20 protein-coding genes are annotated in these 23,042 nt (G+C 55.1%); 7 read left to right on the forward strand and 13 right to left on the reverse strand.

Annotation, left to right across the window (positions count from 1 at the left end; translation table 11 throughout):
• Nucleotides 1-239: 239 nt before the first annotated feature.
• From ACGS9J_RS00350 to ACGS9J_RS00360, 3 genes are all read right to left on the reverse strand, one after another.
• The gene (locus ACGS9J_RS00350; protein WP_442229132.1) at nt 240-659 is read right to left on the reverse strand and encodes a DoxX family protein; all 420 of its coding nucleotides are present in this window, start codon (nt 657-659) and stop codon (nt 240-242) included.
• 397 nt (nt 660-1,056) lie between these two features.
• Nucleotides 1,057-1,956 carry an ATP-grasp fold amidoligase family protein gene (locus tag ACGS9J_RS00355; protein WP_442229133.1) on the reverse strand — a complete coding sequence of 300 codons (900 nt, stop codon included), beginning with the start codon at nt 1,954-1,956 and terminating at the stop codon, nt 1,057-1,059.
• A gap of 29 nt (nt 1,957-1,985) precedes the next feature.
• Nucleotides 1,986-3,302, reverse strand: coding sequence for a lysine N(6)-hydroxylase/L-ornithine N(5)-oxygenase family protein (locus ACGS9J_RS00360; RefSeq protein ID WP_442229134.1), 1,317 nt, complete (start codon nt 3,300-3,302; stop codon nt 1,986-1,988).
• A gap of 1,130 nt (nt 3,303-4,432) precedes the next feature.
• Between ACGS9J_RS00360 and ACGS9J_RS00365 the strand changes: the two genes are divergently transcribed.
• Nucleotides 4,433-5,062 (forward strand): TetR/AcrR family transcriptional regulator, encoded by a 630-nt coding sequence (locus tag ACGS9J_RS00365; protein ID WP_442229135.1) that lies wholly within the window; start codon nt 4,433-4,435, stop codon nt 5,060-5,062.
• Nucleotides 5,063-5,084: 22 nt separating this feature from the next.
• Nucleotides 5,085-5,918, forward strand: a complete 834-nt coding sequence (locus ACGS9J_RS00370) for an IclR family transcriptional regulator domain-containing protein (protein ID WP_442229136.1) — start codon at nt 5,085-5,087, stop codon at nt 5,916-5,918.
• Here ACGS9J_RS00370 and ACGS9J_RS00375 read toward each other — a convergent pair.
• The 3 genes from ACGS9J_RS00375 to ACGS9J_RS00385 all read right to left on the reverse strand — a co-directional run bounded on the left by ACGS9J_RS00375 (nt 5,915) and on the right by ACGS9J_RS00385 (nt 8,252).
• Entirely contained in the window at nt 5,915-7,252 is a 1,338-nt protein-coding gene (locus ACGS9J_RS00375; RefSeq protein ID WP_442229137.1) for a D-serine ammonia-lyase, read from the reverse strand. The genes ACGS9J_RS00370 and ACGS9J_RS00375 overlap by 4 nt on opposite strands.
• Nucleotides 7,253-7,413: 161 nt before the next feature.
• Entirely contained in the window at nt 7,414-7,884 is a 471-nt protein-coding gene (locus ACGS9J_RS00380) for a VOC family protein (RefSeq protein ID WP_442229138.1), read from the reverse strand.
• Nucleotides 7,885-7,898: 14 nt separating this feature from the next.
• Nucleotides 7,899-8,252 (reverse strand): DUF1428 domain-containing protein, encoded by a 354-nt coding sequence (locus ACGS9J_RS00385; protein WP_442229139.1) that lies wholly within the window; start codon nt 8,250-8,252, stop codon nt 7,899-7,901.
• 271 nt (nt 8,253-8,523) lie between these two features.
• Here ACGS9J_RS00385 and ACGS9J_RS00390 point away from each other — a divergent pair, with 271 nt between their 5' ends.
• Complete coding sequence (locus tag ACGS9J_RS00390) at nt 8,524-10,656, forward strand: TonB-dependent siderophore receptor (RefSeq protein ID WP_442229140.1); 2,133 nt, start codon at nt 8,524-8,526, stop codon at nt 10,654-10,656.
• A 43-nt stretch (nt 10,657-10,699) separates the two neighbouring features.
• On the opposite strand, the gene ACGS9J_RS00395 is transcribed toward ACGS9J_RS00390, so the two are convergent.
• The 6 genes from ACGS9J_RS00395 to ACGS9J_RS00420 form a co-directional block, all read right to left on the reverse strand.
• The gene (locus ACGS9J_RS00395) at nt 10,700-12,394 is read right to left on the reverse strand and encodes a glycoside hydrolase family 13 protein (RefSeq protein ID WP_442229141.1); all 1,695 of its coding nucleotides are present in this window, start codon (nt 12,392-12,394) and stop codon (nt 10,700-10,702) included.
• A 20-nt stretch (nt 12,395-12,414) separates the two neighbouring features.
• On the reverse strand, nt 12,415-13,530 hold the full coding sequence (locus tag ACGS9J_RS00400) for an ABC transporter ATP-binding protein (RefSeq protein WP_442229142.1): 1,116 nt from the start codon (nt 13,528-13,530) through the stop codon (nt 12,415-12,417).
• A gap of 63 nt (nt 13,531-13,593) precedes the next feature.
• The gene (locus tag ACGS9J_RS00405; RefSeq protein ID WP_442229143.1) at nt 13,594-14,955 is read right to left on the reverse strand and encodes a family 4 glycosyl hydrolase; all 1,362 of its coding nucleotides are present in this window, start codon (nt 14,953-14,955) and stop codon (nt 13,594-13,596) included.
• Nucleotides 14,956-14,987: 32 nt separating this feature from the next.
• Nucleotides 14,988-15,833, reverse strand: coding sequence for a carbohydrate ABC transporter permease (locus ACGS9J_RS00410; RefSeq protein WP_442229144.1), 846 nt, complete (start codon nt 15,831-15,833; stop codon nt 14,988-14,990).
• Nucleotides 15,830-16,822 (reverse strand): carbohydrate ABC transporter permease, encoded by a 993-nt coding sequence (locus tag ACGS9J_RS00415; protein WP_442229145.1) that lies wholly within the window; start codon nt 16,820-16,822, stop codon nt 15,830-15,832. Before ACGS9J_RS00415 ends, ACGS9J_RS00410 begins: the two co-directional genes overlap by 4 nt.
• 46 nt (nt 16,823-16,868) lie before the next feature.
• On the reverse strand, nt 16,869-18,134 hold the full coding sequence (locus ACGS9J_RS00420) for an ABC transporter substrate-binding protein (RefSeq protein ID WP_442229146.1): 1,266 nt from the start codon (nt 18,132-18,134) through the stop codon (nt 16,869-16,871).
• 123 nt (nt 18,135-18,257) lie between these two features.
• Between ACGS9J_RS00420 and ACGS9J_RS00425 the strand changes: the two genes are divergently transcribed.
• The 4 genes from ACGS9J_RS00425 (at nt 18,258) to ACGS9J_RS00440 (ending at nt 22,702) form a co-directional block, all read left to right on the forward strand.
• Entirely contained in the window at nt 18,258-19,193 is a 936-nt protein-coding gene (locus tag ACGS9J_RS00425) for a LysR family transcriptional regulator (RefSeq protein ID WP_442229147.1), read from the forward strand.
• A 91-nt stretch (nt 19,194-19,284) separates the two neighbouring features.
• Nucleotides 19,285-20,151 (forward strand): class I SAM-dependent methyltransferase, encoded by an 867-nt coding sequence (locus ACGS9J_RS00430; RefSeq protein ID WP_442229148.1) that lies wholly within the window; start codon nt 19,285-19,287, stop codon nt 20,149-20,151.
• Between the two features lie 105 nt (nt 20,152-20,256).
• Complete coding sequence (locus tag ACGS9J_RS00435; RefSeq protein ID WP_442229149.1) at nt 20,257-21,300, forward strand: GNAT family N-acetyltransferase; 1,044 nt, start codon at nt 20,257-20,259, stop codon at nt 21,298-21,300.
• A 25-nt stretch (nt 21,301-21,325) separates the two neighbouring features.
• A complete protein-coding gene (locus ACGS9J_RS00440; RefSeq protein ID WP_442229150.1) occupies nt 21,326-22,702 on the forward strand; it encodes an FAD-binding oxidoreductase in 1,377 nt (458 codons plus the stop codon).
• Nucleotides 22,703-22,726: 24 nt separating this feature from the next.
• Here ACGS9J_RS00440 and ACGS9J_RS00445 read toward each other — a convergent pair whose 3' ends face one another.
• On the reverse strand, nt 22,727-22,996 hold the full coding sequence (locus ACGS9J_RS00445) for a PTS transporter subunit EIIB (protein ID WP_442229151.1): 270 nt from the start codon (nt 22,994-22,996) through the stop codon (nt 22,727-22,729).
• Nucleotides 22,997-23,042: the final 46 nt, after the last annotated feature.

A 23,042-nucleotide genomic window follows, 5' to 3' on the forward strand; every position in this document is an offset into this window, starting at 1 on the left:
CGAACGAGAAAAAAGGGGTATTTGGAGAAGATAAATATTTTCAGTGAGATAGGTTAATTTCGCGTAAAGCGATGGGCTTTGGGTTCTGTGAGCTGATTAACATTGATGAAACATGTGCCGTTGGGCCACTAACAAAACACCCGCTAAGACCGTTGGCAAAATACTCTGTTGTTTAATGGTAGGGGCGCTGCATACTGCGCCCAATAACATAGACCTCCGGTTTTGCCGGAGGATACTGGCTAATAATTATTTCGGTTATCCAGACTAAACCCGCCAGGCCCGAAGAGAAACAGGGCTATAAAACCACCGGACATCGTGATGTTCTTCATCAGCATAAACTGGCTTTGCTGGTCGGAACCACTATGAAAAATCAGCCCTGAGATGATGCAGAATCCAAAGAATAGAATGGCGACAACTCTCGTCTGGAAACCCAGTAACAGAGCCAGACCACCCCCTAACTCAGTTAAGATCACTAAAGGCAAAAACTTTGCTGGTACTCCCATAGACGCCATATACCCTGCTGTCGCGGTATAAGCTGAAAGTTTACCTATACCCGCAACAATGAAAACTGATGAAAGAAGCAACCTCATTAAAACAGACACTAAGCCGAAGAATAATTCGTTAGCGATCAGGTTGTTAACTTTGCCTTTTATAGACATTATCCTTTCCTCATGACATTACGGAATAAAAAAATTAAAAACGCACGACCCGTTAAAGCTCGATCATCCGTGTTGAGCCTGGTGGCGCTTGTAACTACTGCAAGTTGCTGATTCATATCTCATCTCCGGGTTTATTTTCTAATTGTATCTGTATCAATAATGATTAATAAGATGCTAAATCATGGACATCCAGGCCCAAAAATGAGACAGCAGATGAATATCAATGCATTGCAGGGTTTCATAAGGGGGATTACACACGGGGTTTTAGCGCGGCAAGTCGCGCAACAATAATGATCTCTCGAACAAGATTTATTCATTTAAGCCAAAAAAAGCCTGATGACACCATCAGGCTTTTTTAAGGTTCATCGCATATTAACGTGCAGCATCCAATCCCAGCTTAAGATTGGCTTTCCGGCGTGGTTTTTAGTTTTAGCATTTCCCCAAGCAAGATATCCGTGGGTTCGAGTATGTCCGTGTCAATCCCGGCGGAGGGAGTGAAGGTCAGCTCGCCAAAAATGACTTTGCCATTGGAGATATAGAAATCGACCCGGACAAATTCAAAGGGAGCCGATAGCTTCCTGGCGTACTCAAAGAGGTCATCGTAACCTTCGGGTTTGACAAAGGCTTCGATCTCTTCCGGACTCAACGCCAGACAATCCTGGCTGTAACACAGGAACTTAAAATCCTTATCGAAAAAGTAATATTTTGGCATGCCCTTATCTCTGCCGACACAAAGTAACGTGCAGTAAGGAACACCATTGAAACAATATATTTTATAGTCTTCCGGGCCATGGCCCCCCGGTGACTCTATATACTTTTCGCCGATTATCTTTTTATTGATTCTCTTGTAGTTTAATTCCGCGTAGACCTTCCAGTAGTCTTCGTGCATCCAGTTATCGATGACTTTAGCGGCCTGCCCAATGTCCAGCTTGCTTTTATCCTGGCAAATCAGGTTGTAACCCGAACCATGGTTACCCTTGATCACAAACTTTTCAGGTAAGGCCGCCCAGGGGATCTCCTGTACCGAATCGCAGGCGAAGTAAAGCTCATTGAGAATTTCTTCGCAGCCCTGCGCCTGCAAATATTCTCTCACGGCGTATTTATCCGCACATTGCGTCACCAGCGCGTTATTGCTGTAATCGTGAAGTTTGAGATAGTTTATTTTCTCGTTCCAGGTCACCGGCGGGTTTAGATTTAATTTTTTCCCAAATGCCTTTTTGTAGATAAATTTGGTCTTGAAGGTCGGCGTAAAGGTCGCCAATTGATTCATGATAAATTTATTGATGTGTTTTCTCATACAACCTGTCTCATCATTTGACGAAAATATTAAAACGGTGACTGATAGGCACCCAAGGAGGTTGAAGCGATGGGCTGTTCCAGCTCACTACGCCATTGGATCATTGCCGGGGTGGCGCTCAAATCAAACTGGTTTTGGCCTAAAGCGCGGTTAAGAATACGGGCCGAACGCCAGGCCATCAGGCTAAGCTGAGGATCGGCAATGCCGTGGTGGTGCATGCTGGCGTTGACCGCAAACACACAATTCTCAGCGGCTCCTTCCCAATCAAGCGTAAAATCCGAGGTAATACGGTATTGCCCATCGGGGCCGGTTAGCGCCAGGGATTCAAGAAATGCCGGACGCGCCTGTTGATAGCCGGTAGCAAAGATCACCACGTCGGCGTCAACAGTTTCTCGGCCCAAATCAAGGTGATGCTGTGTCTCTAATTGATAAAAATTATCCTGGGCATTCAATGCCATTACCGAACGGCTGGGCAGCAGTTGTACCCAGCGCTTCTCGCGGAGCACATCGAAGCGGTGATACATGGCGCGATAAATGGCCAACAGCGACTCGCTGGTGATGCCATCGGAAGTCAGTTTTTGTTCGTGCAACATGTGTTGTTTGGCGGCGTTGTTCAGCGTGCAGAACTTCTCGACATAATCAGGTGTAAAATACTCGTTAGCAAAAGCCGCTTCATCCAGGGCGTTGTAATTGTTACGCCGGGATATCCAACTCAGCTGTGCCGGCTGGCCCCATTCCCCCTGAAAAATGTTCAGGAACAGATCGGCGCCGCTTTGGCCCCCGCCCACAATCGCCACGCGTTTTCCAGCAAGCTTTGGCTGGCGTAACATCATTTCGCTGGCGTGGAAACAGTGATCATTTTGCTGGGTCACGCAGTCCGGCAGTTTGATTTGCTTGCCAATCCCCACACACAGGTGTTTAGCGTAAAACACCTCATTCTGGGTGGTGACGACAAACTGCCGCTGTTGGTCATCAAACTCTACCTGCTGAACCTCTTGGTTAAACGCCAGTGAGCCCAGGCCGGTTGCCGCCCAGTTGAGATAATCGGCAAACTCTTCGCGCGATGCGGTACGTTGTTCGGTCGTCAGGAAACGGTAGAACTTCTTCCTCTTCACCAGATAGTTAAGAAAACTATAAGGATTGGTCGGCGAAACGGCAGTGACCAGATCCTTCAAAAAATGGGTCTGCATACTGCTGTCCGCCAGGATCATACCTGGATGCCAGGAAAAGTGCGGTTTGCGCTCGAGGAATTGGCAACTAAACCCTTCGATTTCGCTTCCAAGCGCGGCAATACTGAGGTTGGACGGACCGATGCCAATACCGATAAAGTCCAAACGCTGGTTCATTGAGTGTGCTCCTGAGTGAGTAAATCCATTTTCCAGATAAATAATATTGGCCTGGTAAAATAAGCTTAAGATTGAAACAACCGCATCATCTCGTCGTTTTTATTCTCATGAAAATCCGCACCTGTCTTTTTTAGACTGTCGACCTTTCGTTAAAATAAAACAATATTTTGCAGTGTTATAAAACGAGAATGTTTTGGGAGAGATATTTAAAGCAATAAAATCTGATGAATTAACCGAGTAATTCATAACCTATCCCTAGGTTAACCGGCCCATGACGCATGGCATCTTCCTTAATGAAACATTGCCAAATAAGAGTAGCGCCAAAGCGGCAGTCTGGCATGTGAAAAAAAATAATATTAAGGCTGCTGGCGACGTTGTTAATGTAAAATTAAAAGTGAAATCGTAAAAAATGCTAAAATTTCACTTTGGTTTAGCTACTGTTGCAGGTTGAGTTCATCAGGTAAAACCCCGCCCTACGCGGCTTCCTGCCTGACACGCCGGTTCGCCATTCGCGTTGCCCGGGGGCCATCTCAAGATCGACCTTGCCTGCTTCGGGTCACCGGAACCGTTTTACGCGAGCAGTAAGCTTGAATATTTCACCTGTCATTATGCCTGCTTTCGCCCCATGAGGTTTTTTTGGCGCTAACCTGACTTTTCAAAACACTTTATATCTGCTTACTTATTTTCGTCCCAACCCTAATATTGGCACCCGGACCTGTGGGAAAATTGAATCAGACCCACTTGGCTGATCAAATTACCGCCAATCGTCGAGGGCGTTTTTTTCTGATTTAGCTTAGGATTTTTATGTAAGGCTTAATGTCATGGCGAAATAATGGGGCATCCATCCGCAGCGATAAATTAGAAATACGTGCAGTTGAATCTTGCATCCCTTTGTTCGGGTTATTTAACTCCGCCCTATTCCCCAGGGGTGTTTAGCCGCAGATAAGGCTATATTGAGAGCCGCAGGTATTATCCCAACGCACCATTATTCCTGTCTCAACTGCCCCTTGAGCTACATGAAGGCGTTTACAAAAGCGCTGTCGCATCAGATTGTATTGCCGGCTGACCCCGGTTAATCTTAACCGGCATATTCCCAAAGATAAGTGACTGATGTTTTGAAGAATGATGAAATGCCCGCCACCAAACGCAAAAATGACCCCGTTGGCCTGAAGCAGCGCATTTTCGCTGCGGCGCTGAGCGAGTTTGCCGAGGCCGGCCTGAAAGGCGGCCGCATGGAGAACATTGCCGAGCAGGCGGCCACCACCAAGCGCATGGTGGTTTATCATTTCAAGAATAAGGAATCGCTCTATATAGAGGTGCTGGAACACGTCTATCAGCATATCCGTGCTCACGAAACGGGGTTGGATCTGCACGCCTTGCCACCGGTGGAAGCCATGACCCGGCTGGTAGAAGAAAGTTTTAACTACCACGCGGAGCATCCGGATTTCATCCGCGTGATTTGTATGGAAAACATGATGCGCGGTCAATACATCCGCCAGTCGCTGCGCATCAAGGCTTTGAATCAAAGCGCATTGACCCTGCTGGAAGATATTTTGCAACGCGGTAAACAAGCCGGGCAATTTACCCCAGACGCCAGTGCCACCGACGTGCACCGTTTGATCAGCAGCCTGTGTTTCCACTATGTTGCCAACCAGTACACCTTTAATACGCTGTTTGAAAGCCATGAACCGCCGGAAGATCAGGTGATCCGCAACCGTCGGTTGGCCGTCGTGGCGACACTGCGCTATTTGGCGCTGTAACTACCAACCCCGGGAGCCGGTGATGACCAAAACCTCTGGCGGCGAAGAAATCGCCGCGCCTGATGCTTTACTGTCCGCCGCCAGTGGCGATCCTTTCAAGGGCGACCCCAATTTTATGGCGTCGCTGGCCCGAGGGCTTGAGGTTATCCAGGCCTTTACCCCGCAGCGCCGTTTGATGTCCATTTCGCAAATCAGCCAAAAAACCGGCATTCCGCGTGCGGCGGTGCGTCGCTGTCTGTATACGTTGAACAAGCTGGGGTTTGTCTATGCGCAGGACGGCAAGAACTTTGAGCTACGCCCGCGTATTCTGACGCTGGCTCACGCCTATCTCGGCGCCACGCCGTTGGCCAAAGCCACCCAGCCGGTGCTGAAACACATCAGCCAGTTGTTGAATGAGTCCTGCTCTATCGCCACGCTGGACGGCGACAATATCCTTTATATCGCCCGCGCCTCTGCCGAACGCATCATGACCATTGATCTGAACATAGGCAGCCGCCTGCCGGCATTCGCCACTTCAATGGGCCGCGTGCTATTAAGCCATTTACCGGCAGATAAACTTGACGATTACCTGCAACGCATCACCCTGATACGTTATACGCAATACACCCTTGGTTCGATCGACAAACTGCGCGACGAGTTGGACAAGGTTCGCACGCAGGGTTATGCGATCAACGATCAGGAGCTGGAAATCGGCCTGCGCTCGATTGCAGTGCCGATTACCTCGGTCAACGGTGGGGTCACCGCCGCGTTAAACGTGGGTGTGCAGGCCGGCCATGTTCCGCTGAGCGAACTGACCGAGCGCATCCTGCCGATCCTGCTGGAAGGCGCGCAGGAACTCTCACTGCTGACTCATTAGATGGACTGCTGGGCGGTCGCCAGGTATTTCGCCATCTCCGCTTCTGGCACCATGCCGCCGCCGGTTGCCCACACCAGATGGGTGGCATTGCGCCTCTGCTCTTCACTCAGCCCCTGGCTTGCCAACCACGTCTGACTGGCCATGACCCGCCACGGGCCAGGCATGCCCGCCAACGCCGAAGGTTCGAGCTGAATATGCTCATGCTTGTCCAACAGCCCCAGCAGCGCAAACATCTCGGTATCGCTTAAGGTATAAAACCCGGCCAACAGGCGTTCCATCGCGCGGCCAACAAAGCCGGAGGCACGCCCCACCGCCAGCCCGTCCGCCGCGGTCAGGTTGTCGATGCCCAGATCCTGTACGGAGATACCGTCATGCAGCCCGGTGTGTACGCCAAGCAGCATGCAAGGCGAATGCGTCGGCTCGGCAAAGAAGCAGTGTACGTGGTCGCCGAAGGCCAGTTTCAAGCCAAAGGCCACCCCGCCCGGACCGCCGCCCACGCCACAGGGCAGATAGACAAACAAAGGATGCTGAGCATCGACCCGGATGCCGCTCTCGGCAAACTGGCGTTTCAGCCGACCACCGGCCACGGCATAGCCCAGGAACAGCGTTTGCGAGTTTTCGTCATCAATGAAGAAACAACGCGGATCGCTCGCCGCCTGCAAGCGGCCCTGTTCGACGGCGACGCCATAATCTTGTTGGTACTCCACCACGTTGACGCCATTCTCACGCAGCTTTTGTTTTTTCCATTCGCGCGCATCCGCCGACATGTGGACGCTGACGCTGAACCCCAGCCTGGCGCTGATAATGCCGATCGACATTCCCAGGTTGCCGGTCGACCCGACGGCAATCCGGTAACCGCTGAAAAATTCGCGGAACGCCGGCGAAAACAGCCTGGCATAGTCGTCCGTCAATGACAGTAACCCGGCTTCAAGCGCCAGTTTTTCCGCATGCGCCAGCACCTCGTAGATACCGCCCCGCGCCTTGATCGAGCCGGAGATCGGCAGGTGACTGTCCTTTTTCAGCAGCAAACGGCCGCCGAGCGACAGGCCATAACGCTGATCCAGTGCGCTTTGCATCGCAGGCAGCGCAACGACCTCAGACTCGATCACTCCTTTGGTGGCCTGGGTTTCGGGAAAGGCCAGGCTCAGATAAGGCGCGAACCGGGCCAGACGCTGTTGCGCATCGGCCACGTCGTTGGCATCCAGCCCGACATAGGGCAGCCCGGCCTGCAAAGAGGTCGCGCGCGGGTTGAACCAGGTCACCGGCTCAAGGTCGATCAGCTCCTGCAACAGCGGGTACTGTTTAACCCACTGCTGAATCTGTGTTTTTTCCATTGTTGTTCTCTGCGCTGCGTAAGGGGAAGCCTAGGGTGCAGCGATTCGCCCAGGCTGACAACTGATAAAAACTCAACTTTGCATGAACTGCATTGATACAACAGGATGATTTACCTGAAATAATGCCCCGCCGCCGAGGAGGCCGCGGGGCCAGGGCAGTTTTACCCGCGCGCCGCCGCTTCCAGCTTGGCGATATCCAGTTTGACCATCTGCAGCATCGCTTCGGTGACCCTTCTCACCTTTTGGCTGTCGGTATCACTCATCAACTCAGTCAACCGCCGGGGGACAATCTGCCAACTCAGCCCCCATCGATCACGCAGCCAACCGCACTGCTCAACTTGGCCACCGTCACTCAGCGCCGCCCACAGCCGATCCACTTCCGCCTGATCCGCGCATTCCACCATAATGGAAAAGCTGTGATTGAACGGATCCAGAGGACCGGCCTCAATCGCCGCATAGCGCTGATCGCCGAGGATGAACGTCGCCAGCTTGACGCTGCCGGCCGGGCCGCTGGGGGTGTCGGCGGGCAAGGTAGAGTGCCAGGTCAGGGAGGATCCGGGGATCAAATCCGTGTAGCAGCGCAGCGCCGCGTCCATGTCTTTTTCAAACCACAGGTGTTGGGTGATTTTCACGATATCCCCCTCCGTTACTGGTCCAGGATAGGTTCGAAGCCGCCGAAGATCATGCGCTTGCCGTCAAACGGCATTTGGTCGCCTAGCGCCTTCATGCGCGGATCCGCCATCATCTTCTGGTTGGCGTCGTCACGCACTGCTTTGGAGGGATATTCTATCCAGCTGAACACCACCACCTCATCGGCTTCGGCCTTCACGGCACCGCGAAAATCGGTAAGTTTGCCGTCGGGGACGTCATTGCCCCAACATTCAACGATCCGCGTAGCACCGAACTCTTTAAACAAGGGTGCGGCCGCCGCAGCCAGTTTCAGGTACGCCTCCTTATTGGCGGCCGGCACCGCCACGACAAAGCCATCAACATATTTCATAGGAGATTCCTCTTGTCTGTTCGACAGTCGGGGTGGCGCCGGCGGAGCTGCCTGCGCCCTCTACCATTTTAGACCCCATTGGAGGGGGCAACCATTAAGGGCACCGGCGGACGGTGATCTCCAGATAAAGATCCCATCGGGCGGGTACGGCGCGGCATAAAATGGCTAAATCCTCCCGCCGGCCCTTCTTGATAAACATTCACTACACAAATGTCACATATGAGAATAATAATGATAATCGTTATTATTTATTAATTTGATATGGAACGGTATGCACCAGGTAGAAAATCCCCATCTGAATACAACAAAAAAGCGTCGGGCTCTTCGTTCACTTCCCCTTATCGTCAGCGTGTTACCGGCATTGCCTCTCGCTGGCGCATGGGCCGACGAGGACGCACTCACCGTCACCACCAGCGCATTGCCTGCCGAGGGTTACAGCGCCGACACGGCTTCAACCGGCAGTAAAACCGCCACCCCACTCAGCGAAATCCCACAGTCTGTCAGCGTCGTCACCCCAGAGGTGATTAACGACTTTCAGGTCAAAAGCGTCAACGACGCCATGAAATTCGTCAGTGGCGTGACTCAGGGCAATACCCTCGGCGGCACCGAAGACGGTTTCGTCAAGCGCGGCTTCGGCGTCAACTCAGACGGTTCGGTATTTATCGACGGTGTCCGCAGCAACCAGGGATTGAGTATGGACGCCACCACCGAGCGCGTTGAGGTGCTGAAAGGCTCAGCGTCGCTGCTGTACGGCATTCTCAGCCCTGGCGGCATCATCAATCTGATCAGCAAAAAGCCGCAGTACGACTGGAATACCCGTATCAGTGGCGCCACCAGCAGCTTTGGCGGCGGCAGCGGCACCCTCGACGTCACCGGTCCTTTGGGCAATGGCTTTGCTTTTCGTTTTATCGCCGAACGCCAACACCAGGATTACTGGCGTAACTTCGGCACCAACGAACATACGCTGTTGGCCCCTTCGCTCAGTTGGTTCGGCGATAAAGCCTCCTTCAACCTGGCCTACAGCGAATATAAGTACGATATCCCTTATGATCGCGGCACCGCCTTTATCAATGGCAAGCCGGTCGATGTTCCCTATAACCGCAGGCTGGACGATTATGCCAACCACGCCTGGGGCAAGAACAAACGCCTCAACGCACACTATGAGTACGCGCTGGACAGCACCTGGACCACCCGTTTCAACTACGCCTGGATGCAGCGTCGCTACGACAGCAACGAGGTACGCGCCACCGCTATCGACACCACCACCGGGATCGTTTCGCGCCGGGCGGACGCCAACCGCGGCTTTAACCATCAGACCGACTATTATTCCTGGGATTTGAACGGTTCGCCGGTCGCACTGGGTATGCAGCATGACCTGCTGGTGGGCGTCGACTATGAAAAGAATGAAACTTACAAAGCCTACTCTTACCGGGGCAAGGTTTCGAATACCTTCAATATGTATGATCCGGTCTACGGCGAAACGCCGGTGACCGACAGCAGCACCTACTCGGATACACAGAGCAATCTGCGCAGCACCTTATACAGCCGCTCGGTTTATGCCAAAGACAGCATTCATTTGACAGACAAGTGGATCGCCGTACTCGGCGCGCGCTACCAGTCTTACTATCAGAACAACAGTAACGGGTTCCAGGATCCGCAAAACACGCTGAATGACAAAGACAACAAATTCCTGCCGCAGGCCGGCGTGGTGTATAAGCTGACGCCAGGCGTTGCCCTGTATGCCAACTACAGCCGTTCCTTCACCCCGTCTACGGCGGTGGATGACAACGGCAACGTGGCGACGCCCGAAACCGGCACCACCTACGAGGTGGGCGGCAAATGGCAAGTGACTCCGGCGGTGGATGCCACATTGGCGCTGTACCGCATAGATGAAGAAAACATGTCGATCTTCATCAACGGCGTGACCCGCAGCATTCCCAAGGCGCGATCCACCGGCATTGAGCTGGAGCTGAACGGCGAAGTGGCCCGCGATTGGGATCTGACCGCCAATTACAGCTACGACAAAACCGAGATTGTCGCCGACAACCTCACCCCGGATAACGTCGGTAACCGACTGGTGAACGCCCCAACCAATATGGGCAGTCTGTACCTCAGCCACCGCATCACGCTGCCGTTGGTGCCTGGTGATGTGCGCCTGGGCGGCGGTGGGCGCTATGTCGGTCGCCGCGCCGGCGATCCGGAAAACAGTTTTACCCTGCCGGCTTATACCGTGGCGGATGCGTTTATCGCCTGGGACAGCAAACTGGTGGGCAAACACACCCAGATCAAGCTGAACGTCAAGAACCTGTTCAACCGCGAATATTATGAGTCCAGCGCGGGCAACCTGCGAGTGATTGAGGGTGAACCCCGTAGCCTGAGCTTGCAAGCGACGGTAGATTTCTGAGGATGTTTCCCCGGATGCCGCCGATGGCATCCGGGGATCCGGTTCAAACCAGGCCGATGTTTGCTCCCCGCTGGTAGATCCGGGCTTCATAAGGACGCAACTTTTGCCGCTCGCCGCTAGCCTGATAATTCCCCAACTGCCACCGCCAATCGCCCAGCGTCAACGCCTGGGGCTCGACCTGCTGCGTGTCGCCGCTGAGATTGCACAACACCAGCACTTGCTGTTGATCCAGGGTGCGGGTATAGGCGTAAATGTGCGGATGCGCCGCCAATTGCAATTGATAGCTTCCGTCGATCCACACCGGGTCCTGTTTGCGCAGCCGGATCAATGCCCGGTAGAAGTTCAGCACCGAGTCGGCGTCTTCGTGCTGACGCGCCACGTTGATCTGCGGATAGTTGGCATTTACCGCAAACCAGGGGCTCGCTGAGCTGAAACCGGCATTGTCCCCCGCGTCCCACTGCATTGGCGTGCGCGAATTGTCGCGTCCGCTGCGGCCGAGAAACGCCAGGATCTGCGCCTCGTCCATGCCCTGCTCGCGCAGCTTGGCAAAGCGGTTTCTGGCGGCAATGTCATTAAAGTCCGCCAGGCTCTCGAAGCGGGTATTGGTCATGCCCAACTCCTGCCCCTGATAGATAAACGGCGTTCCCTGCATCAGGAAATACATCGCGGCGATGGCGGTAGCGCTTTCGCGCCAATACTGCTTATCGTCCCCCCATTTCGACACTACGCGCGGGATATCGTGGTTTTCGACGTACAGGGCATTCCAGCCTTTGCCCTCCAGCAGAGTCTGCCAGCGGGTAAAAATCCGTTTCAGGCCGATCACGTCTACCCCGGCGTCCGGCGACTGCTGATGGTCGTTTTCCCACAGTTTGACGTGCTCAAACTGGAAAATCATGTTCAACCGGCCGTGTTGTTCGCCTACCCAGTCTTCGCCCTGTTCCGCGGAGGCGCCGTTCATTTCGCCCACCGTCATGATGTCGTAACGGTTAAACACCTGTTCACACAGGTCATCGACATAATCCAGCAGCCCCTCATGGTTAAGGTGCCGCTCGAAAGACGGCACGTAACGCAACCCCAGCGGGTTGGGCATATCGGTCAAGCCAGGCTGTTTTTTCATATGGCAGATCGCATCGATGCGGAAACCGTCAATGCCCTTATCCAGCCACCAGCGCATCATGTCATACAGCGCCGTACGCACCTGCGGGTTTTCCCAGTTCAGATCCGGCTGACGCGCCGAGAACAGGTGCAGAAAGTATTGTTCGCTGCCGGGGTCATACTTCCAGGCCGAGCCGTTGAAAATACTCTCCCAGTTGTTGGGCTCCGCGCCATTTTTGCCGTCGCGCCAAATATACCAATCGCGTTTGGCACTGGTTTGGGATGATCGGGATTCGATAAACCACGGGTGTTCGTCCGAGGTGTGGTTCACCACCAGGTCGAGTATCAACCTCATGCCCCGGGCATGCACTTCCGCCAGCAGGCGGTCAAAGTCCGCCATGGTGCCGAACTCCGTCATAATGGCCTGATAATCGCTGATATCGTAGCCATTGTCGTCGTTCGGCGAGCGGTACATCGGACAGATCCAAATCACGTCGATGCCCAGCCACTGCAGGTAATCCAGCCTGGCGGTGATACCATTCAGGTCACCTATACCGTCCCCGTTGGAATCCATAAAGCTACGCGGATAGATTTGATACACCACCGCCTGTTTCCACCAACGCCCTTGTTGCCCACCGCTCATGCTGCTGCTTCCTTCATAAATTAATGCGCCTGTTCCGACGCCAAAATGCGCTGAAACGCCCGGCCCTGTCGGTCAAACAGGTAACAACATTCCACCGGCAACCGCACACCCACCGTATCACCGGCCTGAATGGTCGAACGTTCGGGATTACGCAGCACCCAGGGCTCACCGGCGTTGCCGTTGTCCAGATAGAGGTAGGTTTCATTGCCCATATGCTCGACGAACATCACTTCGCCCTGAAACTCGCACTCCGCCCGTTCGCCACCGCGAATATGCTCAGGGCGAATACCGACGTTAACGCTCTGGCCTTCCGCCTCGGCAGGGGTGGAAATCGGCAGCACCAACGCCTTGCCATTGTCCAGTTCGACCACGCTTTGGCTTGCACCGGCACGCCGCAAAATCGCCGGGATCAGGTTCATCTTCGGTGAGCCGATAAACTGTGCGACAAATTCGTTGGCCGGTTGATCATAGAGTTCCAGCGGCGTACCCACCTGCTCCACATGGCCCTGGTTCAACACCACGATACGGTCCGCCAAGGTCATGGCTTCAACCTGATCGTGGGTAACATAAATAATGGTCGACCCGAGCCGCTTGTGCAGCGACGCCACTTCCATACGCATTTGCACCCGCAGCGACGCATCGAGGTTGGACAGCGGTTCATCGAACAAAAACAACTTGGGTTCGCGCACGATAGCGCGGCCTATGGCCACCCGCTGCCGCTGGCCGCCGGAAAGATCTTTAGGGCGACGGTCCAGTAGCGGTTCGAGCTGTAAAATACGCGCGCTTTCGCGTACCCGGCTGTCGATGTCAGCCGCCGAATGGCCCGCCAACTCCAGCGCAAAAGCCATGTTTTTGTACACGCTCATGTGCGGATAGAGCGCGTAGGACTGGAACACCATGCCGATGCCCCGTTCCGCCGGCGTATCGTCGTTGACGTAGTTGCCGTCGATATACATGCCGCCGCTGCTGATTTCCTCCAGCCCGGCGATCATCCGTAACAGAGTGGATTTGCCGCAGCCGGAAGGCCCGACGATCACCACAAATTCCCCGCTGTTGATTTGCAGGTCCAGCGACTTGATCACCTCGGCGTTAGCGCCGTAGCGTTTTTGCAGTTTTTCCAGCGTGAGTTGCGCCATATTCCCCCCGTTTCCGCCACCATTGGCATTCAGCGGGGCGCGACACGCGCCCCGCCATCCGGCTTATTTCAGGTAATCAAGCCACGGGCTCTGGCGTGAGATCATCACGTCCACCAGCTCGGGGATCGCCCGGCATTTGTCGTTGACCGAATCCACCAGCAGCGCCTGGATCACCAGATCGCGCGAGCCTTCAATCACCGCGTCGGCGGTCAGGTCGTGAATGGCAATCTGGTTACTGAGCAGCCCGCCGATCCCGGCCGGCATATCCACTTTAATGCCGTGCACGCCTTTGCGATCGATAATCGCCGGCACTTCCACCGCAATAAAGTCCGGCAGCTGTTTGATAAAGCCCAGGTTCGGAATGTTGACCGCCGACTCTTCATAGCCGGAATCGGTCAGGATCCCTTCCATGATCGGCACCACGCGTTCTTTCAGCTTCAATTCAATTTTCGGCTGCACGTGCCCCAGGTAATTGCGATAGAAGGTGTAGAAATCGAGGATGCCGCGATGATCGCTGACCTCGCTGGCCCAGCGGATGTATTCGCCGAAGTGGCTGTCGCCGGTGATCGGCAGATGGTGGAATTTCTCCAGAATCTCCTTGAACAACGTGCGGTCGGCCCAAGGGTAAGCGCTGTCTTTGCCGCCCAAGGCATCACGTTCGGTGCTGCCTTCGGTCTGCACCAGTTTGCCGTGGGTGCGGGTGTAAGCCAGGATGTCGCTGTAGCCCGGCAGACGGGAGAAATAGTCCGGTGCCTTGGCGCGCACGTCACCATAAGCGTCTTTGCCGCTGTCTTTGTAGCTGGCCTCCAGCAACACGCTGAAGTGGTTAAGCCCGGCGGCGCGCAGGTTCAGGTTTTCAAACGAAGTGCCGAGCATTTCCGGCAGATAACGTTCAAGTGATGCAATTTCGTGGCACATGCCGACAAAATTGAGCTGCGGGAAGCGACGGTGCACGGTGGTGCAGATGCGGCTCATCGGGTTGGAATAGTTAAATACCCAGGCGTTTGGGCAAATGTCGGCCACGTCGGCGCAAATGTCGAGGATCGGCGGAATAATCCGCAGCGAGTGGAACAGCCCGCCGGGGCCACCGTTTTCACCGTACACCTGCTGGATACCGTACTGCTGCGGGATCTGCCAGTCGAGATCCCACAGCGCAAAGCGGTCGCCCACTTCGATGGAGATAATCACGAACTCCGCCCCTTGCAGCGCGGTTTTACGATCGGTGGTGGCGCTGACGGTAAACGGCAGATCTTCTGCGGCCAAAAAGTCTCGGGCCGTTTTCTCGGTCACCGCCAGGGCGGCTGGGTTGATGTCGTGCAGCACAATTTCACTGCCGTACAGCGTGTTGCTCTGGAAGATGTCCCCCAGCGTGCCGTAGCCGAATTGCGCGCTGCCTGCACCCACTAAAACGATTTTTGTAGCCATTGCTTTTCTCCTGCTTCAGGGTTAATCGAAAATCAGCCTTTTACTGCGCCGTTGGTTAATCCGCTGACGATGCGGCGCTGGAAAATCAGAACCAGTGCGATAATCGGCAGTGTGACGATCACCGAGGCCGCCATGATGGTGCCCCAGGGAAGTTCGAACTGAGAGGCGCCCTGCAGCATGCCGATCGCCACCGGCACGGTGCGTTTGCCGCTGGAGATGACAAACGTCAGGGCGAACATGAATTCATTCCAGGCGCCGATAAAGGCCAGCAGCCCGGTGGTCACCAGCGACGGCCCCATGATCGGCGCAAAGATGCGGGTGATGATGGTCCAGGTGCCGGCGCCATCGACAATTGCCGCCTCTTCCAGCTCCGCCGGAATGGCCTTCATAAAGGTGGTCAGCACCCAGACGGTAAACGGCAGCGAAAAGGTGGTGTAGGACAGCACCAGCGCCCCCAGTGAGTCGTACAGCCCCATAAACCGCACCAGCTCGAACATGCCGGACAGCACCGCGACCTGCGGGAACATCGAGACGCACAGGATGGTGAACAGCAGGTATTTGCGACCGCGAAAACGGATCCGCGCCAGGGCGAAAGCGGCGGTGATCGATACCAGCAGGCAAATACCTACCGTCAGCGTCGCCACGACGATGGAGTTCAGCAGGCTGCGGGCGATGCCATTTTCCATCAACGCCGTCAGATAATTGCCCCAGTGCAGATGCTTCGGCAAATAGGCGACCTGGAACAGATCCTGCCCCGAACGCAAGGAGGTGATCAGCGCGTAGTAGAACGGAAACAGGCAGATCACACTGGCCAGCGCGGCCCCGGCGAAGATCAGCGTTTTATGGCCGTATTTTTGCTGTTGGCGGCTCAGTTTCATGCTTGTTTCTCCTTGTCGTTCAGGCGGCCCAGCGTGAGGAAGCAAGCGGCGATACCCGCCACCATCATAAAGACCAGCACCGAAGCGGCCGAGCCGGAGCCCATTTCCTGGTAGCTGACCATGCGATCGCGGGCATAACCGGACACCGACACCGTGGCCTCGCTGTTTGAGGTCAGAACGTAAATCAAATCAAACACCCGCAACGCATCCATCACCCGGAAAATCAGCGCGACGATCATCGCCGGCATAATCAGCGGCAAGGTGATACGGCGAAAGCGCTGCCAGGCATTGGCCCCGTCGACCCGGGCCGCTTCATACAGATCGCCGGGGATCAGTTGCAGCGCCGCCAGCAGCATCAGGGCCATAAACGGCGTGGTCTTCCAGACGTCGGCAATCACCACCGCCCACATCGACAGCCCCGGCTCCGCCACCCAGGCCAAAGGCGTGGCGATAAGGCCGGTTTTGAGCAGCAGGTCATTCACTACGCCGTACTGATCGTGGAACATCCACCCCCACATTTTGGCCGACACTATGGTCGGAATGGCCCAGGGCACCAGGATGGCGGTGCGCGCCAGCCCCTGACCGCGGAATTTTTGGTTCATCAGCAGCGCCAACAGCATGCCGAACACCAACTCCAGCGATACCGACAACAGGCTGAAGCGCAGCGTATTGCCCACCGCCAGCCACCACAACGGATCCGCCAGCACGCCGTAATGGTGGCCGCCTTCGGTCAGGTCGAGATAGTTGGCGAAACCGACAAAGCGGTAGTCGTCCGGCGCATCCAGCATGGCGTCGGTAAAGCTGTAAAACAGGGTGCGCAGCAGCGGCCAGCCGGCGACCACCGCCAGCAGCAACATCGCCGGTGCTACCAGTAACCAGGCGATGCGACTGCGTCGCTGCTGGTGATTAAGCTTGCTGCGCCTGGCCGGCCGCACCTGCGTAGATTCAGGGGTAGCCGTCAGGGATAAAGCGTGCGTATCGCGTTTCATGCATCAGACTCCGGCAGTTAATGGGGGATGACACGGCCTTGGGCTTTCAGCGCCATCCTCTGGCTTTGATCCGTTCCAGTCGTTGCTGTAAATCCGCCACGGCCGTGACACCGTCACTGTCACCGCGCAATACGTTAAAGGTGGCGTTGTAAATGGCTCTGGAGACTTGCGCATACTGCCGTTTGGTTTGGGTGGCCGGGCGTGGCAAGGCCTGCGCGAAAATGCCCTTGAAGTCCGCCAGATAAGGCGCCTGCGCCAACACCTGCGGATCGTCATACAGCGCGGTACGCGAAGGAGCCTGCCCCAACAACGCCAGCGCCCTTTTTTGCGATTCGGCGTCGCTGACGATTTTCAGCAGCGCAATCGCCGCCTCGGGGTGTTTGGTATAACCGTTGATCGCCCACTGCCAACCGCCCAGCGCGCTGACCGAGTGGCCGTCAGCCCCTTTCGGCAGCGGCATCACGCCCACCTTGCCGCGGATCGCGCTGCTGCTGTCCTGCGACAACACGTAGGCGTAGGGCCAATTGCGCATAAACAGCGCATCGCCGTTTTGGAATACTGCCCGCGACTCTTCTTCCATATAACCCAGCGTGCCCTTCGGCGTGATTTTGCCAATCCAGCCGGCGGCCATATTCAGCGCCTGCGCCGCCTGCGGGTTATTGATGGTGATATTGCCCTGGGCATCGATGAAACTGCCGCCGTTCTGCGAAGCCACCCATTCCAGTGCGTTGCAAGTCAGCCCCTCATAGGATTTGCCCTGGAACACCAGCCCCCAGAAGTTTTTATGGCCGGCGGCCCGTTCGCCCTGCTGAATACGGCTGGCGATGCGGGTCAGATCGGCCCAGGTTACCGGCGGCTGTTCGCCGTATTTCTCCAGCAGATCCTTGCGGTAGTAGAGCGCGCCGCTGTCCAGATAAGCCGGCACCGCTTTGACCCGGCCGTTAACCACGTTGTTTTGCCAGGCGGCGGGGAAGAAATCCTGTTTGATGTCGCCCACGCTGTCGGTCAGATCCAGCAGGTGTTTGTTCAATACGCCGATCCATACGGTATCGGCCTGAAACAGATCGATGGCGCTGGCGTCTTTGGCGGCAAACAGTTGCTGGAACAGCGACAGCTTTTCATCGGAGGCAGGAGGCAGATCGATAAATTCCAGGGTATGGCCAGTCTGAGCCTCAAAGCGCTGTTTGATCTCGTTGCAGTATTGGCGCCCTTCTTTGCTGGGCGCGCATTGCATACGCAGCGTGTCGGCCAATACTTGCCCGGACATCAACGCCAGTGCGGCGGCAACCATACTCGGTATCAATCTTCTCATTGCGTCCTCTCTGGTGGCGGCTGGGAATACCGGCATGGGAGCAAGCTATCGAAGGCAGGTCATTGGCGGAAATCGTTTTTCACCGCTACGATATAGAAACTTTCTATACCACCAGTGGAAAATATGATCGTGGACAAAATTCTGCGGCAGTTTATCGAAGTGGCGATGTTCAAAAATGTGAGTCATGCAGCAAACAAACTTTGCCTGAGCCAGCCAACGCTGACCCACAACATGAAAAAGCTGGAAGAGAATTTAGGGGTGCAACTGCTGGAACGCACCTCGACCGGGGTGAAAACCACCGAGTACGGCGATTTGCTGCTGGAACAGGCGCAGATGATGCAGCGCATTTATGACAATACGCTGATCAAACTGGCATTTATCAAGGCACGCCAGGAGCAGAGCCTGCGAATGGGCACCGGCCATGCCTGGTGGTATATGTTCGTGCGCGACAGCTTCAACGCCTACCGTGGGCTGCACCCGATGGTGAATATTCATATCGATCTGGGCAACCACCTGCGCCTGATGGACCTGCTGTTGGGCGGCGATATCGATTTGTTTATCGGCCATGAAATTCAGGGGCTGAACCCCAAGGCAGGCATCAGTTTTCTGCCGCTGTTCGGCACCACCGACTGCATGTTCGTCCGGCGCGGGCACCCGCTGCTGGGGCAAACCGTCGGGCCGGATGCGCTGCTGGACTACCCCTGCGTTGAGCTGACGCCGGATGAAAGCCGCTATCACCATATGGTGGAAGATATGCAGCCGAAAAAATTGGCGCGCAACCGCCTGCACCTGGCGGAACGGGTGATTTGTTCGACCAATTCCATGATGTCGGCAGTGGACATGATCAATGACTCCGATGCGGTGCTGTTGAGCTACCCCTCCTGCATGGCGGGATATTTTGCCGATTACGGCATTGAACCACTGCAGCTGATGCAGCCCGGCCAGCGCTGCACCGTCGGCATCTATCTGATGCGCGAAAAGGCGGATGCGCCCCACGTGGTGCAGATGCAGGCATTGATGCGGCAACACCTGGAACAGATCCGCCCCTTGCTGTCGTAGATCCCCATGCGGGTTCGGCCCGCAAATTACGCCGGCAGGCCACCAAAATATGATTAGCAAACAATATTATTACTTCCTCGAATAATTAAAAATGCAACCCATTCCCCATACTTACATTCCTCATTATTTATTTGTGGTTTTTTTATTCATTGTCTATAAATTATTTACGCAATATATAATTGGTAGCATTAGTCCTATGACAGATAATAATCATAATCCGCAATTTGATTCATTGGCTTCTTTGTATGATGACATGGCTAACTGGCCATTCCGCAAGGACATAGAAATACCTGCGGTATTGGCGAGACTGGGCGACATTTCCGGATTGCGCATTCTGGACTTTGGTTGCGGGTCCGGGCATTACTCGCGCTTATTGAAAGCTAAAGGTGCGGAACGCGTCGTGGGTTATGACGTCGCCGGCGGTATGTTGCAGTACGCCCTTGAACGTGAAATGCAAGAGCAACGAGGCATCGAATACGTCAGCGATCTCGAGGGACTTGAGGCACAGTTTGATCTGGTGCTCGGTGTTTATGTCTTGCCCTATGCTGCAACGCGTGCGCAGTTAATCGGCATGGTTCACAGCATGGTCGCCTTGCTGCGCCCGGGAGGACGCTTGCTCACACTGCCGCTTAATCCGGCCTATGCGCCGCAGGCTGACTACTATGCGCCCTATGGGTTCCGCCTGACGACGGCCACCCCGCATCAAGAAGGCACCGAGGTCCACCTGCATCTGCCCAGCGGCGATAAGCATGTCGATATCACCGCCTGGTATTGGTCCAGGGAAACCCTGACGCGCACTTTGGAGACGGCCGGACTTTCTGAAATCCAATGGCATGCGCCGCATCTGCAAGGGCCGGCGAACGCGATGCCATCATCTCTGGATGCCTATCTTCAACAACCGCACACTATGCTGGTAGACAGTTATTATTATGGAAATAATGAAATTTTAATAAGGTAGCCCGTCACGTGAATTCTATTTAATTTAATTGAATATTTATATTTGATCGATTTGTAGCGCCTATACCCCAGGGAATGTTGTTATCACAATAATCACGGGGGATAAATGGAAATAACGATTGAAGTCTTCTCATCGATAAATCAACTGGCTGAATCTGAATATCACCAATTTCATCACTACCGTAATGGAACTTTGTTTTATGACTGGCGTTTTCTGCTTGCCGCCGAGCAATCGCCTTTATTAACAGTAAGAAAGACTTTTTACCTCACCGCCCGCAGCCACGGACAACTGATGGCGGTGCTGCCGGTCTATTTGCAGGATTTGAGCGTGGTGGATCCGTTCCAGATATTGGCGGAAAACGCCGGCCTCCACAATCAAGGCGCTGACTACGGGCTGTTTAGCCATATCATGCATTGCTTTGATAGCACCATCCCCAGCCGCCAGGCTTCTCTGGCACTGCACGACGCCCTGCTCAGCCGGTTGCGCGAACTGGCCGTAGCGGAAGGCGCCAGCTATTTTGGCCTGCTGAACGTGCAGGACCCCTTTTTGCTGCAACATGCCGGTGCGCTGGGCTTAAACGTCAATTTCATGCTGGATCGCTGGTACGTGGAGCTGTCTGAGTACCGCGATTTTGACCATTTCATAGAAAAATTGCCCTACGACGGGCGCAATGAAATGCGGCGACAGCTGCGCAAATTTAACGCCGGCCAGGCAACGCTGTCGATGTTGGCACCGCCATTCGATGAGCGCCTGGAACAACTCGCCGAACTCTGCCAACAAACCACGGCGCGTCACGGAACGCCCCATTATTTCCCCGCCGCCCCGTTGGCCCGCTTTAGCCGTCTGTGTGGCGACCTTATCCGGCTGAATCTGATCGAACAAGAGGGCGAACTGGTTGCCGGCATAGTGTGTTTCTTGCAGCAGGATACGCTGCACCTATGGTCCGCCGGCATGAGTTACGATCGCATCGACTTCAGTCCCTATACGCTCGCTTTCGCTAACGCTTATCGCTACGCGTTTGAACAGGGCTTGAAACGGATCGAGGCCGGTCGACTCAACGCCAAAATCAAAACCCGCCTGGGGCTGCAACCCGAACCTTTGTATACCGTAACCAGTGAACGGCTGAACCACTCGGCATTCCGCCTTTAATCCCCCGTATTTACAGGAGCTGTATATGACAGCAAACACATGTGGCGCAGATGACCATCGTCGTTTTGTTCACCAACTGTCGGGACGGGTTCGGTCCCGCTACCATGCAGAATATGCCGGGTGGCTGCGACAATCCGCCTGGAACCAACGTGACTTTGGCCGCACGCCGGAAATGATTGTTCGTGCCGAGTCTGTCGAAGATGTCGTGGAAACGGTGAGTTTCGCCAGTCGGCACCAGCACGCGATCAGCGTTCGGGCTGGGGGACACAGCTACGGTGGCTGCTTCCTGCGCAACAACAGCATTCTTTTGGATATCTCCGCGTTGAACGAACTTGAGGTCAATCCGGCGGCCAGTAGCGTGCGGATCGGGCCGGGGGTCACCGCGCGTGAACTGAGCGCGGCCTTGATGAAGCACGGACTGGCCTTCCCGACCGGACATGGCGGTAACGTGGCACTGAGTGGATTTCTGCTGGGCGGTGGCATGGGGATCAACGCTACCGCCTGGGGGGGCATGAGCGTGTTCAACATCGACGCTCTGGACCTGATTACCGCCGATGGGCAACTCCGCCACGCCAGCCGCGATGAAAATCCGGATCTGTTTTGGGCCGCTCGCGGCGCAGGCCCCGCCGCATTTTTTATCGTGGTGCGTTTTTACCTCAAGTGTCATCCTCTGCCTGGGGCCATCGCCAATCACGTTTACCAACTTCCTTACGCCGAACTGGGTCCGCTGCTGGAGATCATCGAAGGGCGAACCTGGGATCCCCGGTTGCAAATCATGATGGCGCTCACGCCGCCACAGGCCAATCAGCCGCATAACATCACCTTGAATACCCTTGCCTTCACTGACACTCCAGAGGAAAGTGCCAGGCTTCAACGCGAATTTATTCAACAGCTTCCCGGCAGCGCCATCACGCCGCTGCTTGAAAATCCGCACGGAAGTTTTGAGGAGATTTATCAGCAGGGAGAAGGCATGCTGATTGCGCGCCGTTTTCGCAGCGATAACATCATCACCAACGCCATTCATCAGGTTAAGCAGGTGCTCGATACATTATTACCGCAACAGCCTTCCCCTAACGGTATCACGCTGATCGTGTGGCGCGGTGAACAACACTTTCCTGACGCAGCCTATTCCGTCACGGGGCGATTCTTCGTCTCGACCTATCTGCAATGGAACGACGCCGGCAGCGATGAACAGCATCGCCGCTGGCTGCACAAACTTTATGATCAACTGGAACCCTTTGCTTGCGGCTGCTATATCAACGAATTCGACCTCGAGGCGAGATCCGGTCAGCTCCGGCGCTGTTATGCCCCCGATAACTGGCAGCGTCTCAATCAACTGCGCCAGGACTATGATCCGCACGGGGTATTTGTCGATATCCAGTTGCTACAACGTGAATCATAAAAACGCCGAGATCGGGGGGACGGGTTATTTTTCACCGCTCAACGCGATCAACGCCTGATACAGCGGCCGGGCATTGCCTGGCCCCACTACCAGTTGATATTCGGTGGTCAGCCGTGGGGTTTCGACCTCCAGCAGGGCTTTGACGCCGGGCAGACCCTCGATACCCGACCGATCGAGTCTCCCGCCATCGCGCAGTTCCGCCCTGATGCGACTGGCGCAGTAACGCAGTTTGACCAGGTTTTCCGTGCCGCCAAACGCTGCCAGCACCGATGCCGCAAGCTGATGTGTTTCCATGGTGTCTCCTGAAAAAGATTGCCTATGCAACAACAGCATAGAGCCG

Source organism: Serratia quinivorans, from assembly GCF_052113645.1.
Taxonomy (GTDB): domain Bacteria; phylum Pseudomonadota; class Gammaproteobacteria; order Enterobacterales; family Enterobacteriaceae; genus Serratia; species Serratia quinivorans_B.

Coding starts and splice junctions, on each gene's coding strand:
- ACGS9J_RS00350 (WP_442229132.1), bottom strand. CDS start 659: ATGTCTATAAAAGGCAAAGTTAACAACCTGATCGCTAACGAATTATTC.
- ACGS9J_RS00355 (WP_442229133.1), bottom strand. CDS start 1,956: ATGAGAAAACACATCAATAAATTTATCATGAATCAATTGGCGACCTTT.
- ACGS9J_RS00360 (WP_442229134.1), bottom strand. CDS start 3,302: ATGAACCAGCGTTTGGACTTTATCGGTATTGGCATCGGTCCGTCCAAC.
- ACGS9J_RS00365 (WP_442229135.1), top strand. CDS start 4,433: ATGCCCGCCACCAAACGCAAAAATGACCCCGTTGGCCTGAAGCAGCGC.
- ACGS9J_RS00370 (WP_442229136.1), top strand. CDS start 5,085: ATGACCAAAACCTCTGGCGGCGAAGAAATCGCCGCGCCTGATGCTTTA.
- ACGS9J_RS00375 (WP_442229137.1), bottom strand. CDS start 7,252: ATGGAAAAAACACAGATTCAGCAGTGGGTTAAACAGTACCCGCTGTTG.
- ACGS9J_RS00385 (WP_442229139.1), bottom strand. CDS start 8,252: ATGAAATATGTTGATGGCTTTGTCGTGGCGGTGCCGGCCGCCAATAAG.
- ACGS9J_RS00390 (WP_442229140.1), top strand. CDS start 8,524: ATGCACCAGGTAGAAAATCCCCATCTGAATACAACAAAAAAGCGTCGG.
- ACGS9J_RS00395 (WP_442229141.1), bottom strand. CDS start 12,394: ATGAGCGGTGGGCAACAAGGGCGTTGGTGGAAACAGGCGGTGGTGTAT.
- ACGS9J_RS00400 (WP_442229142.1), bottom strand. CDS start 13,530: ATGGCGCAACTCACGCTGGAAAAACTGCAAAAACGCTACGGCGCTAAC.
- ACGS9J_RS00405 (WP_442229143.1), bottom strand. CDS start 14,955: ATGGCTACAAAAATCGTTTTAGTGGGTGCAGGCAGCGCGCAATTCGGC.
- ACGS9J_RS00410 (WP_442229144.1), bottom strand. CDS start 15,833: ATGAAACTGAGCCGCCAACAGCAAAAATACGGCCATAAAACGCTGATC.
- ACGS9J_RS00415 (WP_442229145.1), bottom strand. CDS start 16,822: ATGAAACGCGATACGCACGCTTTATCCCTGACGGCTACCCCTGAATCT.
- ACGS9J_RS00420 (WP_442229146.1), bottom strand. CDS start 18,134: ATGAGAAGATTGATACCGAGTATGGTTGCCGCCGCACTGGCGTTGATG.
- ACGS9J_RS00425 (WP_442229147.1), top strand. CDS start 18,258: ATGATCGTGGACAAAATTCTGCGGCAGTTTATCGAAGTGGCGATGTTC.
- ACGS9J_RS00430 (WP_442229148.1), top strand. CDS start 19,285: ATGCAACCCATTCCCCATACTTACATTCCTCATTATTTATTTGTGGTT.
- ACGS9J_RS00435 (WP_442229149.1), top strand. CDS start 20,257: ATGGAAATAACGATTGAAGTCTTCTCATCGATAAATCAACTGGCTGAA.
- ACGS9J_RS00440 (WP_442229150.1), top strand. CDS start 21,326: ATGACAGCAAACACATGTGGCGCAGATGACCATCGTCGTTTTGTTCAC.
- ACGS9J_RS00445 (WP_442229151.1), bottom strand. CDS start 22,996: ATGGAAACACATCAGCTTGCGGCATCGGTGCTGGCAGCGTTTGGCGGC.